Below are 17765 nucleotides of genomic sequence, written 5' to 3'. Positions count from 1 at the left end.
GATTGAGCCCAGGGAAAATAACCGAATGGGCTTTCGCAGTCAGTCATTCGCGGGATGACTGGCAACACCTTTACACCCGTGCCGGTCGCTTCTGGATAAACCATTAATCAACCGGCCTTGTTCGTCATGTAATGCCTTAATGCCTGATAACTCGTCACACGCGAACCCGGTATGCACCTCTGGGCCTCGCGAGCGGCTGCGACTATACAATGTGACTTGTCCAATTGCAAGCATTGAGGTGAGAAGAGCTACGATTTGGCCCCTGGCGACGGCATTGGCTATGTTTTATGACTAAGGATATGAGCCGTAATGCTTAGCAGGTCCTTGTACCTCATTGGTACCTCAGAAAAGCCCATATGGCCTTAACCCAGGCCGTAATCTCTATTTTAGGCGCAATCACTTTTTGCATCGGCAAGTTAACTGATTCTATCGGCGGCCACATTCGACATTATTCGCCGTGCCAATTATTAGTGATTGACTCGCGATTTCATCTCCCCTAACATTTCTGCGTAGCCTCTGCCTGGCTCCGATTTTCTGAGGCTCCGAATCGTCATTATTATCGCCAGTCAATACGGATGATTAACGAATCAGCCGTCTCTCAAGATGAGAGTGGTCTGGGCGAGCCATTTTTATGAAGTAAGGGGAGTGAGACTTGATAAAGCTTCCACGCCATCATAGGCGATTGCTTATCGTCACGATTGTATTGCTCTGGCTGTTGCCTGCCTACCTCGGCAATACCGGCCTCTGGAGCCGCACGTCCGTCGCGAGCGCCGCCCCTGAGAATGCCGCGAATTTATCTGATCGCGCCCTCACCGAAGAGTCGCGGCGAGCGGTGAGCGCCGCTTATGGCAAATTGCCATTGAGCTTCGAAGCGAATGAGGGGCAGGCCGATTCGGCAGTCCGGTTTATCTCGCGCGCGGGCGGCTCTACGGTCTTTCTCACTTCCGACGGTGCCGTGGTGATGCTGCCGGTCTCAAGCCAGAGGTCAAAGCGTGCTGCCAACGAACGCCCGCCGCTGGCGAAGGCGAACGCGATAAAGATGCGTCTGGCAGGCGCCGACCCGGCGGTCGAAATTGTCGGCAGCGATCAATTGCCCGGAAAGACAAATTACTTCGATGGCCAGGCGGCCGACCGTTGGCGGTCGAACATTCCGACCTATGCGCGCGTCGAGTACCGCCAGCTTTATCCGCAAGTGAATCTCGTCTACTACGGCAATCAGCGGCAGTTGGAATACGACTTCCAGGTGAATCCCGGCGGCGACCCCGGCGCGATCAAAATGAATTTCGCGGGGGTCCGTAAGATCAGCCTGAGCCGCGACGGCGACTTGATTCTGCGCGCCGCGAGCAGCGACCTGCGGTTGCATAAGCCGTTCGTGTACCAAGAAGTCGGCGGCACACGGCAAGCGGTCGCGGGCCGCTATGTGCTGAAAGGTCGGCGGCAGGTCGGCTTTCAGGTAGGCCGCTATGACAAGACCCTTCCCCTGGTGATCGATCCGGTGCTGAGCTATTCGACTTTTCTCGGCGGCTCGAACAACGAAGAGGGCCGCGGCATCGCCCTTGACGCGGAAGGCAATGCTTACGTGACCGGCTACACCTACTCCTTCAATTTCCCTGTGAGCATTAATGGCTACAACAGCACCTACGCCAGCGCCGCGGACGTCTTTGTGACCAAGCTTAATGCCGATGGCTCGGCGCTCGTCTACTCGACCTACCTGGGCGGGAGTAGTGACGACAAAGCGACGGGCATTGCCCTTGACTCAGGGGGAAGCGTCTACGTCACCGGCTGGACCACCTCGGCCAATTTCCCGACGACGCCCGGCGCTTTTCAGACGACCTGGCACGGGACGTATTACTTCAGCAGCAACGCCTTCGTCAGCAAGCTCAGTAGCAACGGCGCTGTCCTGAGCTATTCAACTTATCTGGGCGGCTCGGGCAGCATCAACAGCTATGCAGGGGATCAGGCCAATGGCATTGACGTTGACGCGGCGGGCAATGCCTATGTGGCCGGCGGCGCCTATTCGGCGGACTTCCCGACGACGCCCGGCGCGTTGAAGACGAGCCCGCCGACCGCCGGCACCCAGGACGGCTTCGTCACTGAGGTCAACAGCACGGGGACGGCGCTGGTCTATTCGACCTATCTCGGCGGCACGCATGACGACCAGGCGAAGGCCGTTAAAGTCGCATCTGCGGGCGAAGCGGTCGTCACCGGCAGCACGGCCTCGACCGACTTTCCGACGACGCCGGGAGCTTATCAGACGACTTACGCCGGGCCCGCGGAACAGTATGCACAATTTGGCGACGCGTTCGTAGCGCGGCTGAACATGGCGGGATCGGCGCTGGTCTATTCGACCTACGTCGGCGGCAACTGGGACGACACCGCCAACGGCCTGGCGCTCGGTCCTGCCGGCGAAGTCTACCTGACCGGCCAGACCAACTCGGCGAACTTTCCGACGACGGCAGGCGTCGTGGGCGTCGCCAATGGCGGGGTGGCCCGGCTGGCGCAGGGCGCGGGCAGTTGGGCGAACCGCAGCGACGGACTGGGGCATAACTCGCCCTCCGCTGTGGTCATCAACCCCTTAGACCCGTCCGTCCTGTACGCCGCCGGCGGGGACGGGCTATTCAAAAGCACGGATAGCGGCGCGCACTGGACCCTGCTCGTCGGCGCGCCGTTGACGAACTTCTTTCATCTGGCCATTGACCCGGTCACCCCCTCGACCGTGTATGCCGGCGCCTACGGTTACGGTGTGTACAAGACGACAAACGCGGGCGTTACCTGGACGGCGATCAACAGCGGCCTGGATGACACGGCAATCAATGCTCTGGAGCTTGACCCGTCGAACCCGCAAACGATTTACGCCTCCAATGGTTACGGCGTTTCCAAGTCAACGAACGGCGGCGGCAGCTGGACCAAAGTGAAGGCCGGCCAGGGCGGGCCCGTGCGCGTCGCCCCTGGGAATGGCGCGGTCGTCTACGCGGGCGAGAATCATGCGCTGTACAAGAGCACGAACGGCGGCGGCAACTGGTACTTGACGGGTCTGTATACTTCACCCAGCGCCATAGCGGTCGACCCGGTGAACGCCGCCATCGTTTACGTCAGCTCTTCCGGCGGGGTGTACAAGAGCACGGACGGCGGCAGCACATGGCAAACGAAGAATAACGGCCTGGCGAGCCTCAGCGTCGGTGCGCTGGCCCTCGCGCCGGACAATTCATCGGTCATCTACGCGGGCACGAATCAGGGAGTCTTTAAGACGACGGACGCCGGGGCGACCTGGAACGTGTGCGGGTCGGGACTGGCGGGGGTGGGGGTCACCAGGCTAGCCATTGATCCGCTCGACACGCAAACGATCTACGCCGCTTGCGGCGGCGCCACCCTCGACGCCTTCGTCACAGAGCTAAACGCCGCGGGGACGGGGCTGATTTACTCGACATACCTGGGAGGGGTTAATGCCGAGACCGGCAATGCCATCGCGGTGGATGCGGACGGCAACGCCTACGTCACCGGTTACTCGCACTCGCCGAATTTTCCAACGACGCGTGGTACGTACGGGGCCTCTGCCGACTATACCTACAGCAAGGTCTTCATCAGCAAGTTCAACCCGGGCGCGACCGGCCTCGTCTACTCGACACAGATCGGCGGCTATTACGACGTGGGTTACGGCGTCGCGGTTGACGCATCAAACCGCGCACATCTCGTGGGCACGACCAAAAACAGCAATTTCCCGACGACCGCCGGTGTGTTCCAACCGTCATTGTCGGGGGCTTCGGATGCCTTCATCACCCGCCTGGTCGCCGAGCCGACCCTGTCTTCCGACCTCAGCCTCGACCTGACTATGCAGCCGTTCGGCTCGCCGCCCTACACGGCCGGTGCGCCGATTCAGTTCAGGGTCACGGTGACCAACAACGGCCCCGACCCGGCGTATGCGGTCGTCGCCCACGTCGAGCTGTCCCCGTCCTTGAGCTTTGAAAGTTGCACCTCAGACAGCACGGCACAGTGCAACATCGGCGGCACGGGCATCATCGGCACACGCAACATCCTTGCGGTCGGCGAGACGATACGCTTCGTCTTTGGCGCGACGGTCAGTTGCTCGAATGACAACACGCTGACCATCAGCAGCACGGCTACGGTGGACTCGGCCTCTTTTGATTCGCCAGTCGCCAACAATGCGGCCACCAAGACGCTGGCGGTGTCCAACCCACAGACGACTCTATCGCCGCCCGGCCAGACCTTCCCGGCAAGCGGCGGCAGCGCCTCCGTCCACGTCACCCGCGGCAGCAATTGCACCTGGCAAGCGCAGAGCAACGCCGACTGGATCACGATCACCGCAAGCGACGGTTGTTGCGACGGCTCGGTGAGCTATTCGGTCGCCGCCAACAACGGCGTATCGCGCAGCGGCACGATGACGATTGCCGGAGTGACCTTCACCGTCAGCCAGGGAGGAACCGATTGCGGGCAATCGCTGACGCCGACTTCGCAGCTTTTCGGGCCGAGCCCTGGCAACGGCTCGATCACGGTCACGTCGCCGGGCGGCTGTAGCTGGGTAGCGCAAAGCAACAGCAGTTGGATCACCATCACGAGCGGCGCGGGCACTCAGAATGGAACGGTCAGCTATTCGGTCGCCGCGAATCCCGATACCAACGCGCGCACCGGCAGCATCTCGGTCGGCGATCAAGTCTTCAGTGTCACTCAAGCGGGCCTCCCGGCGGTCGGGCTGAGCTATATCAAGATGGATTTCGACGGCGATGCGAAGACCGATATGGGTTATTATCGCAACGGCCTGTGGGGCTTCTTAAAGTCAGGGCAATCCTTCAGCCCGGGCAGTTCGCGATTCTTTAGCTGGGGCGGCAGCGGCTTGCAGCCCATCTGTGCGGACTTTGATGGCGATGGCCTGGCCGATATTGCTTACCTGGTGCCGCCGTCGGGCGGCCAGAGCGCGACGTATTCGATTCTGCTGTCGAGTCGAAATTATAGCTTCGCGGCGGGGCAGCCGTTGTTTGTGCCGGCGGGCTATCCCTCGCTTGGCGACATTCCGATGGTGGCTGACTTCGACGGCGATGGCCTTGCTGACCCCGGCATCTGGCGCGCCTCGCAAGGCATCTGGATCATTCCGAAGTCATCAACCAACTACACGACCTACATCTTCGCGCAGTGGGGACAGTTGGGTGATGTGCCGGTGGCCGCCGACTTCGATCACGATGGCAAGGCCGACATCGGCTACTACCATGAAGGGCTGTGGGCCATTCTGAAGTCGTCGCGGAATTACAGCACCAGTAGCCTGATCTTCTACAACTGGGGCGGCGCCGGCTTGCAGCCGGTCTGCGCCGACTTCGACGGCGATGGCGTCGCCGACTTCGGTTATCTGGTGCCGCCGTCGGGCGGCCAGAGCGCGACGTATTCGATTCTGCTGTCGAGTCGAAATTATAGCTTCGCGGCGGGGCAGCCGTTGTTTGTGCCGGCGGGCTATCCCTCGCTTGGCGACACGCCGGTGGTCGGTGATTTTGATGGCGACGGCAAAGCTGACCCTGGCATCTGGAGGGAATCACAAGGGGTGTGGATCGTGCCGAAGTCCTCGATGAACTACACGGCCTACATCTTCAGCCAGTGGGGCGAGCCGGGCGACATCGCTTTCCCGAACACCACCGGCAAGCATTAGAGCATGAAAATCTCTGTGAAGTAGACCGTGCCGTTGGCGCTGATCCACACGCCGATGGCGGTCTGCCGCCACATCTGGTCGAGCAGGTTGCGGCGATGGCCGGGGCTGTCCATCCAGCCCGTCACGCTGACGGCGACAGGGTTGATGTAGCCGTTCGAGTAAGCGAGGTTCTCGCCCAGCACGCGCCAGTGGATGCGCGCGTCAGACACGCGCTCGCGCACCGTGTGGCCGTCGGGGTCGTCGTGCGAAAAGAACTTCTCTTCGGCCATGCGGCGGCTGTAATCGCGGGCGACGCGCTGCAAGCCTTCGTTAAAGGCCAGCGGGCTCAGGCGGTGGGCGACGCGCAGGCGATTCACTTCGTTGAAGCATTGCATTTCGAGCGATTCGACTTCGCCGAGCCGCGGATCACGCGGCTCGGGGCTGAGCACATCATCGTCCGTGTAGACGTTGTGCTCGTCTTCTGCATTGCCTGGGGTGGGCGGCCCCAACGCGGGGCGGCGCTCGATTCGCAAACTATCGACCCGCGACGGTGCCTGACGCGATTGCTTGCCATTGTCCTGCTGCGCGTAGGCCGTGGCCATAAGCGTCAGCACGATTGCCAGTAGAGAGAGGCCGAACCTGCGATACATATTCACCTGAAGAATTGAAAATCTAGAATCACCAGTCAGCAGTCAGACCCAGAGGAATTAAATGTCGAATGATGAGTGATTCGGAGTTGCTACACCCCGCCTCACTCATCGTTCGGCATTCCGCTTTCTAAATTCGGACGCTGACTTAATCGAGAGCTACTTCTTACCCAACTTCTCTTTGATGCGCTTGATCTCGTCCGGCTCGGTCGCGAGCTTGAGGGCGTCTTCCCACTTGGCGCGCGCCTTGTCGGTCTGACCGGTCTTTTTGTAAAGGTCGCCCAGGTGATCGTGAATCGTCGCCGAGCGCGACTGATAGATCACCGCCAGCTCAAGATACTTCTGCGCTTCCGGCAGCTTATTCTGACGATAGAGCAGCCAGCCGAGCGAATCCAGAAAAGACCCGTTGGTCGGCTCGATGTTCACGGCGCGGCGGATCAGCGCCTCGGCTTCAGCCAGCCGCTCGTTGCGGTCGGCGAGAAAGTAGCCGAGGTTATTCAGCACCGTCGCGTTGTCGGGGTCAATGTCGAGCGCCCGGCGCAGCGTCGCTTCTGACTCCTTGAGCTTCTTCTGGCGCTCCTGAATGCTCGACAGAGTGATCAGCGGCCCGACATCTTTAGGATCAAGATCGATGGCCTTGCGGGCGCTGTCTTCGGCCTCTTTCAACTGATTGGCTTCCAACTGCACGCTCGACCAGTAGAGGTAAACGTCAATGTCTTCCGACGACTGCTTGAGCAGGCCGCGCAGCGTTGCGTCGGCAGTCTGCATGTCGCCCAGCCGCCCGGCGGCCTGGGCGCGCTGAAACTTCAAGCCGCGCTCGTCAGGGAAGCGCGTCACGGCGGCGTTTGCCGCCTCAAGCGCCTCTTTGAATTTGCCCTCGTTGATCAGCGTGTCAATGATGAGCTGATCGGCGACTGCCGAGTCCGTGCCCAGCACCTTCTTCATCTTCTCGAAGGTCTCCATCGCCTTGTCGCGCTTGCCCGACAGGCGATAGGCCAGGCCGATGCGTTGCAGGATGACGCGCGCCGCGTTCTTGCTCTGCTCGTTGCTGCTGACCGTGCCATCGGGGTTAACAATCGAGTTCAAGGCTTCTTCATAAATCGAGATGGCCTTGTCGAATTGCAGGTTGCCTTCGTAGGTTTCGGCGAGCGAATAGACCAGCGGCAAGCTGTCCGACACGTCCTGTCCCTTGAGCGCCTCTTCGAGAACCTGCACCGCCTCGTCGCGCTTGCCGGCGCGCTTGAGCGCGTCGGTCTTGATGCGAACCGCTTGCAGGTAAGCCGGCGATTCCTTGCGCAACAGCTTCAGCAGCGGGTCGAGCGTCTTGGCCGCGTCGTCGTAACGGCCCGCATAGACCAGCGCCTCGGCGTAATCAAAGATCAGCGGCGACAGCGCCGTGCCGCCGTGCATCACGTCACCATCGTCGTCCTGGTCTTTGCTGTCCTTCGGGGTTTTCGCTGAAGCGTCCTTGATGCCGATGGCCTTTTTATAGATGTCGAGCGCTTCCTGGGTGCGGCCTATGTAGAGCAGCGATTTCGCCAGCAGGCTGGCGTACTGCGGCGACTTCGGATTGATCTCGTAAGCCTTGCGGGCAATCTGCGCGGCGTCGCGGTACTTGCGCTTCTGGAAGTAGAGCGACGCCAGCTGGAAGTGCGCCTCGTCGGCGGTGGCATTGCCCTCGGAGACTTTCTTGAACGCGTCGAGCGCTTTGTCCTGCTCTTCGAGCGTCCAGTAAAGCTCGCCGATGACCGTCATGGCCGGCATCTCGCGGTCGCCGACTTCGACCTTGGCCGTGGGATCGAGCTTAACGACCTGCTCCAGCTCGGCGATGGCGGCGCGCGCTTTGTCCTTGGCGACCGTGGTGCCGACGAAAGTCTGCGCGACGAAGACGCGAGCCAGCAGCTTGTGAACCTGGGCGTTGTCAGGCGCAATCTTTAGCGCCTCGCGCGCCTGCGCCTCGGCGTCAATCGTGTTGCGGTTCTTGAGATAAAGCGCGCCGAGCGTGGTGCGCAAATCAACTGACGCCGGGTCGAGCGCCACCGCTTCTTTGTATGCCGCGACCGCCGCCGGCAGGTTGCCGGTGTCTTCGAGACGCTTGGCTTCGAGATATTTCTTTGCCGCCTGGGCGCGCTTGTCGGCCTGCGTGTCTTTGCTATCCTGCGCCGCGAAACCGGCTCTGGGGGCGGCTTTCAGGCTGGCGCTCATTGGCGCGACGGGCGCGACCACAATCGCCAGCGCCAGCGCGGCGCTTCTCACCATCTTGTTCTTCGTCAAAGTTAAACTTCCTTTCTCTATCATGAATGCGGCGCCAGCCGTCGGCTTGCGCGGGTTACTCTACGAAACGATTGATGCTCACTCGTTGCTGCCGGGCACGGTCTCGGCGAAATACTCTGCCGCCCGCTGCCACGACCGCAGGCGCGGGTAGTTGTAGAGCGCGACGGCAATCGCCACGACGCCGAAGCGCGCCAGGTCATTCTGATCGCCGCCGAAAAAGCCCGCCATCAGCGCCAGCAAGCCGATCAGGTCGGCCATCGCGATGCTGACGATGGTGACGCGGAAAAAGTGCTTCAATAACCCACTGATGCCGCGCAGTCCGGCGACCACTTCGAGGCGCGTGCGACCCATCTGGGTGCGGCGGAAGAAGATCGAGCCAAGTGCTAGAAAGGCCGCCGCCGCGTAAAAGCCGATGCGTGTCTGTTCCGTGAGCCCCGGCGATTGCCGCGAGCCGGCGATATATAGCGCGATAGCGACATACATCACGATGGTGACGATGATCGCCATAACGACCATGCCGGCGCGGCGCTGCGCTTCGGCAACGCGTGCCTCAAGCGTCGCCTGTCCGCTCGCATCGGTGCGGGTGGTCACTGGCTCGCTCCTTTGACCAACTGGCCGTTTTCAAAAACGATCTCGTCGCCGCTACCGGCCTTGCCGTCAGCGCCGAGGCTCGTCAGCCGGTACGCGCTCTCGCTGCCTTTGTATTGAAACTCGTGCGACCAGGCGTCGAGCCTGAGGACAGCGCCCAGATAACGCGGCGCGAGATTATCGATCAAGGCGGCGTTATTGTCGGCGACGACGTAATAACCGCGCTCGCGCCGGAAGGCTTCGAGCGCCGTGACGATTGAGCGCAGATCAGCCGTCGTGCGCAGGGCTTTTTCTTTGCGGACGGCGGTCTGAATCAGCTCGATGGATTCCCAGTTGCGGTCGCCGGTTCTGACCTCCGCCGCTTGCCAGTTGCCTTGCGGGTCGGTGGTGAAGCGAAAGGCGGCATCGAACTGCGCCTCGACAATCGCCTGGTTGCCGGAGCCGGGCGTGATCGATTTAATATGAACGCGGTCGGGCTTATCCATGCCGAGCGCGGCGGCGACCTTCTCGCGCGCCTCGCGCGCCCCTAACTCGCGCGCCAGCACGACCACCGTCAACAATGCCAGTAGAGTGATTATCGCTAAGATTACGCGGGGCGCGGCTGTCATTGAGTAGCTTCCTCCGGCCTGATCACGGGAGCTGTCGTTGCGGAAACAGCTAGCTAGGATAGTAACAAACGGCTCTTTCGCTTTGCAATAGAATCGCCTGCCGCGCCATTGCCGGCGTAGCGGGCCAGGGGCGTGATTGCCAAAGCAAACGAGGGCTTACTTGCGCGCCACGAGGTTCGAATGGATAACCCATTTGCCGTCAACGAAGCCGCCGACCAGCGTGTAGACTTCCATATCCGCACCGGCTTTGTAGCGCCAGTTACGGAAGAGTTTATCGGGCGGCTTCTGCTCGACTTCGACGCGGCTGTAAGGCAGGCTCGCGACCATGTGCGCGAAGGCGGCGGTGTCATTCTCTGAAGCCGAGCCGCGCAGAACGGCGGGCAGCAAAGTTCCTAGTCGGGTCTGCGCCTCTGTGCGTGTCTGGGCTTCGTGCTCCTGGGCGGCGGTCGCCGTCTTGAGCTGTTGCTGGCACTGCTCGCCGCCACTCTTCAGCGCGCCGTTTTCGTCGCTCAGGCGGCGCTTGTCAGATTCGCTCCGGGTGTAGAGCGCATAGCTCGACGTCAGGAGGATGACAACGCCGGCGAGCGCCGCAAGCGCGACCATCAGCACCAGCCACAACCAGCGCCGCTTGGTGGCTTCGTTCTGTTCGATCTGCTCGCGGATCGTATCAACGTCGCTCTGCGTGTAGGAGACCGCCCACTGGCTGCGGGCCGACGGATGCGGGGGATTTGCTGTGACCATAGTCCCTCCTCGGAGGGGAAAAGTTCTATGAATGGCTCGGACGCTCATCCACAGGATTCATGTTACACCACTGCGCAAGGGCTAGGCGTTGAAAATGACGCGCCCGCCGCCGCGCGCCGCGCGGTAGCAGGCATCAACCAGCTCGACCGCTTTGAAGCCATCGCCCACGGTAACAGCGGCGGGGCGGTTATTGATGATCGCATCCACGAAGGCGCGGTCTTCCTGACTGTAGCCCCATTTTTCTTCCTTCGACAACCGCCCCATCGTTTCTGTCTGCTGCCGGTCATCAACGGCGCTGCTCGCCGTCAGGCTTTCGACTTCGCGAGTCACGATGGTCGTGTGGTGGCAGAAGACTTCGAGGCGCTCGTAAGGAAACATCCAGCCGGCGTCCGCTGACGAAGCAAGCGTCGCGTGCATTCCACTATTGAAGCGCAGCAGGCACGAGAAGTCATCCATCTCGGCGTATTCGTGGCTCGACGCGGCGACATCGAGCGCGACGATCTCGCCGAACAGGAAGCGTAGCAGGTCGAGCAGGTGAATCGTCGTCTCGTAAAGGAAGCCGCCCGTCAGGCGCGGGTCGCCGACCCACGCGGGGTTGAGCAGCTCGCCGCGATTCATCTTGACGTGCGCCGAATGCGGCGGCGTTTCGGCGAGCCGTTCTTTGAGCCTTTGATAGACCGGCGCAAAGCGGCGATTGAAGCCGACCTGAAAGACCCCCGGTTGTTGTGATGCGGCTTCGAGAATCCGCCGGGCGTCGTCGAGGCTCGTCGCCAGCGGCTTTTCGCAGAAGACATGCTTGCCGGCGCGAAGACTGGCAAGCGCAAGCTCTGTGTGCTGTGTATTCGGGGTCGCGATGTAAACGGCGTCGCTCGTCTCGATCAACTGCTCGGCGCTGGCGGCCGCGGTCGCGCCTATTGAGCCGGCCAAGGACTCTGCGCGCTCGCCGACCGCATCATGGATAGCGACGATATGGACGCGCTCGTCACGCGCCAGCACCGCCGCATGCAAGCTGCCGATATATCCCGCGCCGATGATGCCGACCTTCAGCCTGCTCATACCATGCGCCCTCCGTGCGAGAAATGCTGCACCGGATTCTGCATCGACATGTCGGCTTTGTCTACGTCGCGCTGGCTTGAGCGCTGGCCATCGCCATTTGCAAAACCGGCGCGGGCAGCGGGCGATTCAAGCTCACCTCGCGCCAGTAACGCGACAGCGCATCTTCGAGCGACGGCATTAGCGTGCCGCGCTCGCTCCCGAGAACCGCATACCGGGGACGAGGCGCGATCAGGCCGAGCGCCGCCACCGGGCGCGCCTTTATCTGCTCGCTGCTCAACCCTGCGAACATCGCCGCGCGTCGTGCCAGTTCGGCCCAGGTCACTGCCCCGGCGTTCGCCAGATGCCAGATGCCGCGCTCGCCATCAATCAACAAGTCGAGGCTGCTGTTCACCAGATCGGGCACATAGGTTGGCGATACAACTAAATCATCAGCGGCGATAAACTCGCGGCCTTCGGCCAGCGCGCGCAAGGCAAGCGTTACAAAGTTGTAGTCATCCCACGGCCCGAAAAACGCGCTCGTGCGAATCACCAGCGCCCCAGGCCAACGTTGCAAAACGTGTGCTTCGGCCTGCGCCTTGCTCTCGCCATAGGCGCTCAGCGGCGCAACGCGGTCGCTCTCGACGTAAGGCGTCGTCCGCTCGCCATCAAAGACCAGGTCGGATGAAAAGGTGACCAGGTTTATGGCGTGCGCGGCGCAGTGGGCGGCGAGTGTGGCCGGCCCTTGCCGGTTCTCCCGTCCGCACCGCGCGGCGTCTTGTTCGGCCTCGTCGACGCGCACGTAGCCCGCTGCGTTGATCACCGCCCACGGCTTGATTCTTGACAGCGCCGCTCGCACTGAGCGTGGGTTGGCGATGTCCATCTCTTGCCGCGTCAACAGGCGATGCGCTAAACCTCGCGCCGCACACACGCGGGCAAAGGCGCGGCCCAGCGTACCTGTGGCGCCGGTGATCAATATGGGGCGAGCCGGCTTTGTAACCCGCGTCACAATCGGATTCGGCGCGCGCACCGCTTGCGCGGGAATGACCGGGGGATAGAGGAAGCGTTCTCTTCGCCGCCACCAGCCGATGGAATCGAGCGCCGGGTGATCAGGCGCGCGCCCGGCTGCCAGGCTCCTCAGCATGTGCGCAATCGCCGTCGCGCGTGGTTGCGGGGCGCGCAGGTCGAAGGCTCCCGGCTCGTAATGATCGCCCTGTCGCGTCAGCAAACAGTTCCAGTCGAAACTGCCGAGCAGCGCCCAGGCGGTCACGGCGCGCACCTCGACGCCCTCATCCCACAGCCGTTGTGCCGCGCCCCAGACTTCGTTGAGCCACCGCAACTGTTCTTCGCGGGTGCAGCCGAGATGGACTTCGGTGATAGCGATGGGGGTTTGGTAACGCTGCCAGGCTTCACGCAGCAACGCCAGCGGCCCGCCACTGCCCCGGCGACAGACCCGCACCGCCTCCACGTCGGCATAGCGATGCCGCCCGTTGCCGCCATGCAAGGAGTCGGGGTACCGTTCGAGGCGCTCGTCAAGAAAACGCTCGCTGGTCAGGTAGTGGTTGATCCCCATCACGTTTGCCGCGCACGGGTTGTCCACGAACCAGAGCAAATCGTCTTCGCCCACGCCGATGTGTCGCAGGTAGCTCCACATCGGGTGCGCCCGCCCGACGAGACCGCTCAATAGATCGAAGGTCAGCCAGCGCCGCTCGTTCTCAAATTCCGCTTGATAGGCGAGCCGTGGCGTGCTGAAGGTCTTGCCGAGGTCTTCCGTCTGCACAAGCCGCGCTGCCGGGTTGACCCGACGGATCGCCCGCATGGCGAGCGCCGTCGCACGGCACTCGGCCAGTAACGCCCGAGCAAACGTCAGCGCATCGCGACCATGCGGATACCAATGGCCATAGAGGCCACTGAAGCGCGCCGTCGTCAGCGGCTCGTTGACCGGCGTGTAGTCCTCAACCCACTCGAACCGCTCGGCCACCGCCCGCGCATAGCGTGTGAATTCGGTTACAAAGGCTGAATCGATCAGGCTGGTGTGCCGCGGCCCACTGCCGTGATGCAGCAGGCCGACGATGGGCTTGATGCCGAGTTCGCGCAGCCGCCCGAGCCGCGCATCAGGCCATGACCAGTCGGCGCGCGCCAGGCCGTCGGGTGCGATGCGCTCCCACAGCACGGGATAACGCACGGCGCGCACGCCGAGCGCCGCAATCAAATCCAGGTCGTCAATGCGCGCGGCGTGTCCGCTGCGCTCCAACTGGTCGAAGTAAGCATCGCCGACACGGTTCACCGTGCATTCGATGCCCGCCCACAGCTCAAGCGGCGGGGCGGTTACTGATTGCTGATCCATACCCGTCACCTTTGCCTTCTGCCTTCACTAATCTTGTCCGCCATCAGGCGAAATGGACGTGCTGAGGTCGAGGATCTGGCCTTCGACCGGGCTGAGGTTGTGCCACTCTTTGACGAGCCGGCGGTAGGCTTCGCCGACGGGGCGAATCTTGCGGTCGAGGTCGAAGAGGCCGAGCGGGTTGACGCGCCCATTGTCTTCGCGCAACAGCGTGTCCCAATCCACCTGGTCGGTCAGGCTGTACCAGGTGAAGCCGATGATCGGCACGCCGTCCTGCCTCAGGCGCATCATGTTGGCCCACTGCTTCCACAACCAGCCGGGCGCCAGTTGCTCGTCTTTGAAGTTCGTCTCGGTGTGCATGACGGGCAGGTGGTAGCGGTCGAAGTACTGCTTGGTGATGACGTAGTAGCCAAAGATTTCTCCGGACGCCGTGAACGGGCGGTCGCCCGCCGGCACCAGGTGCTCGTTGGTGTCGTAGTAATCATTACCCATCACGCAGTGCGGCTTGACGGCCCGCCCGCGCCGCATGAACCAGTGGTACTCTTGCCGCGACATGCCGTGATCCATCAAGTACTCGTACATGACGCCGCGCACGTCACGCCCATAACAGAGGTCGAGCGAGAGGAAGCGTTTTTGATTGTAGAAGTCGGCGCGGTCGTACGCCGCGGGCTCGGCGGCATGAAAGTACTCTGACGACTCGCTCTGAATGAAGAGCGCCGCCGGCTGGACTTGCAGGATCGCCGCCATGGCCAGCAGGTTGGCGCGCACCAGGTGTTTGAGCGCCGTCACAAAAGCGCGGTCGCTCGCCAGCCGCTCGTTCCACCACCCCAGCTCTGCCGAAAAACGCGCCGCGATGAAGATCTCATTGATCGGCGTGTAGAGCTTGAGGTAGGGGAAGCGCGCCGCAAACGCGCCGGCGTATTCGGCGAAGGCTTCGGGGAATTCGGGGTTCTGAAAACCGCCGAGCCAGTCGGGCACGCCGAAGTGACAGAGGTCGACGATGGGCGTAATCCCCATGTCGCGCAAGGCATTGAAAGTCAGGTCGGTGAACTCCCAGTCGTAGCGCCCGCGACCGAGGTGCGCGCGATAGTAAGGCGGGCCGTAGCGCAAGTATTCAAGGCCGAGCTGTTTGACGCATTCGAAGTCTTCGCGCCAGCGGCGGTAATGATCCGCCTTCTCCATTTCGTCTATGCGCTTGATCGTGCCGTCGGGCAGCGCAATCGTCGGGTAACTGCATTCGATCCCGGTAGCAAATATCAGATGGGACAAATCGCACTCTCATCTCGGCGGCTCAAGGCCGAGCCGTTTGTATCCCGCCGCCGTCAGCGCAGGCTCGGCGCGTGGCTCGGCGCGTTGCCGTTTGACCGAACCGCCTCGACGCCTCTTTGTGCCGAGGCGCTGCGCCGCAGGCCGCTCAGCTTGCCGTAAAGGGTCAACGCCTGCGCCACCACCTGATCCATGTTGTAGTACTTGTAGGTCGCCAGGCGGCCTACGAAATGCACGCCCTTGGTGGCACCGGCCAGCGCTTGATACTTCTTGTACAGCTCGGCGTTCTCGGGACGCGGCACGGGGTAGTAAGGGTCGCCTTCGGCGCGCGGGAATTCGTAAACGATGCTGGTCTTCGGGTGCTCCTGGCCGGTCAGGTATTTGAATTCAGTAATCCGCGTGTAGAGGTGTTCGTTCGGATAGTTGACGACCGGCGCCGGCTGATAGCGCTCGGCGTTGACTGTCTGGTGTTTAAAGTGCAGCGAGCGATACGGCAGCTTGCCATGGCGGTAATCGAAATACTCATCGACCGGGCCGGTGAAGATGACCTCTTTGTGCGGGATGAATTGCAGCGCCTCGCGATAGTCGGTGTTGAGCAGCACCTTGATATTCGGGTGGTCGAGCATCTTCTCGAACATCCGCGTGTAGCCGTGCAGCGGCATCGCCTGATAGCGGTCTGTGAAGTAGCGGTCATCGCGGTTGGTGCGCGTCGGCACACGCGCCGTCACCGAAGCGTCGAGCTCCGACGGGTCGAAGTCCCACTGCTTGCGCGTGTAGTTGCGGAAGAACTTTTCGTACAGCTCGCGGCCGACCTGGCTGACGATCACGTCTTCCGAGGTGCGAATCGGCTGGCGCGGCTCGGCCACCGAGGCGAAGAACTGTTCGACTTCGCGGGCGGTCAGCTTCATGCCGTAGAGCTTGTTGATGGTGTCAAGGTTGATGGGGATGGGCACGAGCTGGCCGTCAACGCTGGCGAGCACACGGTGCTCGTATTGCCGCCACTCAGTGAAGCGCGACAGGTACTCGAAGACCTCGCGCGAGTTGGTGTGAAAGATGTGCGGGCCGTACTTATGCACCAGGATGCCATCGTCGTTGTAATGGTCGTAAGCGTTGCCGCCGATGTGCGGGCGCTTATCGATGAGGATGACTCGCTTGCCTGACGCCGAGGCCAGCCGCTCGGCAATGACACTGCCGGCGAACCCGGCCCCGACGATGAGATAGTCGAACATACGCTCCCTTACTTGCTCGGTTTCCGCAACCGGATGAAGAATCAATCGGCGGCCAGATGCGCCTCGGATTCCGACTCGCTTATGGACGCGCCCGCCGCGACTTGTCTGATCGATTCGGGCCGCCGGCCTGCGGCGATGGCCGATTTGATCAGCTCTGCCATGCGCGTCCATGTCCAATCCCAGGACGTGCGCGCCAGTAGCTCGTCAACGCGCATCAAGAGGTCGGCGTTGCCGATGTCTTCGCGCAAGGCGGCCTCGATGGCCTCGACAAAGGCTTCGGGCCGCTCGGCGATCCGCACCAGTCCCATCTCGCCGTAGACGCGGACGACGTCGCGCACCGGCGTCGAAACCACAGGCTTGCCGGCGGCGAGGTATTCGGGCGTCTTCGTCGGGCTGATGAAGCGGGTTGATTCGTTCATGGCAAACGGCATCAGCGCCACGTCCCAGCCGGCGATGTAGGCGGGCAGCTCTTTATACTCTTTGCTGCCGAGGTAATGAAGGTTCGGGCGGCGCGGCAAATCCGCCGGGTCTACCTTGACGACCGGGCCGATCATCACGAACTGCCAGTCGGGCCGCAGGGTGGCGACGCGGTCGAGCAACTCGATATCCATGCGCTCGTCTATGACCCCAAAGAAGCCGAGTCGTGGGCGCGGGATGGCGGCCTGATCCGGCGGCTGTTGATTGATGAACCGCGCCTGCGCGAAGTGCGCCGCGTCGATGCTGCTGGGAAACGGGTGAATGTTGTGGTGCTGGTGGCGCTTGGCTTCGTAGAGGCTCTGCCCGCCGGTAAAGACCACGTCGGCGCGCTTGAGCAGCTCGGCCTCGCGCTCGGCCATTGTGCGTGGCGCCCCGCGGAAAGCCGATAGCTCGTCCATGCAGTCATAGACGGTCGCTAACGGCTTGAGGTGGCGAGTGAACCCGAGCGCCATCGGCGTGTAGTACCAGAGCAAGTAATCCTTGATCTCTTTCTCCGCGATCAGCTCGTTGATGATCGCCTGCTGGGCGCGCTCGGCTTCATCTTCGCTGAGCCCCATCGGCAGCAGCGGCTGAATGACAAAGAGATTATCGCCGCGCGCCGCCAGGTCGAACTGCGCCATCTGGCCTTTGATATAGATTGGCTCCTCGAAGAAAAAGACGCGTCGCTCCCGCGCGCAACGGCTTAAAAGGTGTTGCGGTCTCTGGTAAACAAAGTCCCAGCGCAGGTGCGACAGACAGATCACGTCAGCTTCGGCGTGCGCCTGATCTTTGAAGAACTCGAATCGCTTGACCGGCATCTCGGCATAAGCGCGGTGCGGCTCTTTCAAACCGCGCGCTGGAATTTGCAGACACTTCTCGCCTTTCTTCATGCATTATCCTTTACCAGTTCGTCGTGAACGCTTGCGGAACAAGTCAGTGAAAACCCTTACG

At 62.0% G+C, this 17765-nt stretch carries 11 protein-coding genes; 1 reads left to right on the top strand and 10 read right to left on the bottom strand.

Annotated features, from left to right (window positions below; all coding sequences use genetic code 11):
• Positions 1-652: 652 nt before the first annotated feature.
• Positions 653-5650, top strand: a complete 4998-nt coding sequence (locus VJ464_12300) for an SBBP repeat-containing protein (GenBank protein ID HKQ05908.1) — start codon at positions 653-655, stop codon at positions 5648-5650.
• On the opposite strand, the gene VJ464_12295 is transcribed toward VJ464_12300, so the two are convergent.
• From VJ464_12295 to VJ464_12250, 10 genes are all read right to left on the bottom strand, one after another.
• The gene (locus tag VJ464_12295; GenBank protein ID HKQ05907.1) at positions 5647-6279 is read right to left on the bottom strand and encodes a CAP domain-containing protein; all 633 of its coding nucleotides are present in this window, start codon (positions 6277-6279) and stop codon (positions 5647-5649) included. The two genes, VJ464_12300 and VJ464_12295, sit on opposite strands and share 4 nt — an antisense overlap.
• 156 nt (positions 6280-6435) lie before the next feature.
• Complete coding sequence (locus tag VJ464_12290; GenBank protein HKQ05906.1) at positions 6436-8550, bottom strand: tetratricopeptide repeat protein; 2115 nt, start codon at positions 8548-8550, stop codon at positions 6436-6438.
• A gap of 78 nt (positions 8551-8628) precedes the next feature.
• A complete protein-coding gene (locus VJ464_12285; protein HKQ05905.1) occupies positions 8629-9141 on the bottom strand; it encodes a hypothetical protein in 513 nt (170 codons plus the stop codon).
• Positions 9138-9746: a type II secretion system protein GspG gene (locus VJ464_12280; GenBank protein HKQ05904.1), complete on the bottom strand. Its 609-nt coding sequence runs from the start codon at positions 9744-9746 to the stop codon at positions 9138-9140. Before VJ464_12280 ends, VJ464_12285 begins: the two co-directional genes overlap by 4 nt.
• Before the next feature lie 156 nt (positions 9747-9902).
• On the bottom strand, positions 9903-10487 hold the full coding sequence (locus VJ464_12275; protein ID HKQ05903.1) for a hypothetical protein: 585 nt from the start codon (positions 10485-10487) through the stop codon (positions 9903-9905).
• Positions 10488-10568: 81 nt separating this feature from the next.
• The gene (locus VJ464_12270) at positions 10569-11669 is read right to left on the bottom strand and encodes a Gfo/Idh/MocA family oxidoreductase (protein ID HKQ05902.1); all 1101 of its coding nucleotides are present in this window, start codon (positions 11667-11669) and stop codon (positions 10569-10571) included.
• Positions 11605-13866, bottom strand: coding sequence for a family 1 glycosylhydrolase (locus tag VJ464_12265; GenBank protein HKQ05901.1), 2262 nt, complete (start codon positions 13864-13866; stop codon positions 11605-11607). The genes VJ464_12270 and VJ464_12265 overlap by 65 nt, the downstream gene beginning before the upstream one ends.
• A gap of 27 nt (positions 13867-13893) precedes the next feature.
• Complete coding sequence (locus VJ464_12260) at positions 13894-15132, bottom strand: family 1 glycosylhydrolase (GenBank protein ID HKQ05900.1); 1239 nt, start codon at positions 15130-15132, stop codon at positions 13894-13896.
• A 53-nt stretch (positions 15133-15185) separates the two neighbouring features.
• Entirely contained in the window at positions 15186-16358 is a 1173-nt protein-coding gene (glf, locus tag VJ464_12255) for a UDP-galactopyranose mutase (protein ID HKQ05899.1), read from the bottom strand.
• Positions 16359-16399: 41 nt separating this feature from the next.
• Complete coding sequence (locus VJ464_12250; protein ID HKQ05898.1) at positions 16400-17704, bottom strand: glycosyltransferase family 1 protein; 1305 nt, start codon at positions 17702-17704, stop codon at positions 16400-16402.
• Between the last annotated feature and the right edge of the window lie 61 nt (positions 17705-17765).

It is taken from the genome of Blastocatellia bacterium, from assembly GCA_035275065.1.
Taxonomy (GTDB): domain Bacteria; phylum Acidobacteriota; class Blastocatellia; order UBA7656; family UBA7656; genus DATENM01.
The sequence above is the reverse complement of the archived record's forward strand: the minus strand, read 5'-3'. Positions and strand labels throughout refer to the sequence as shown.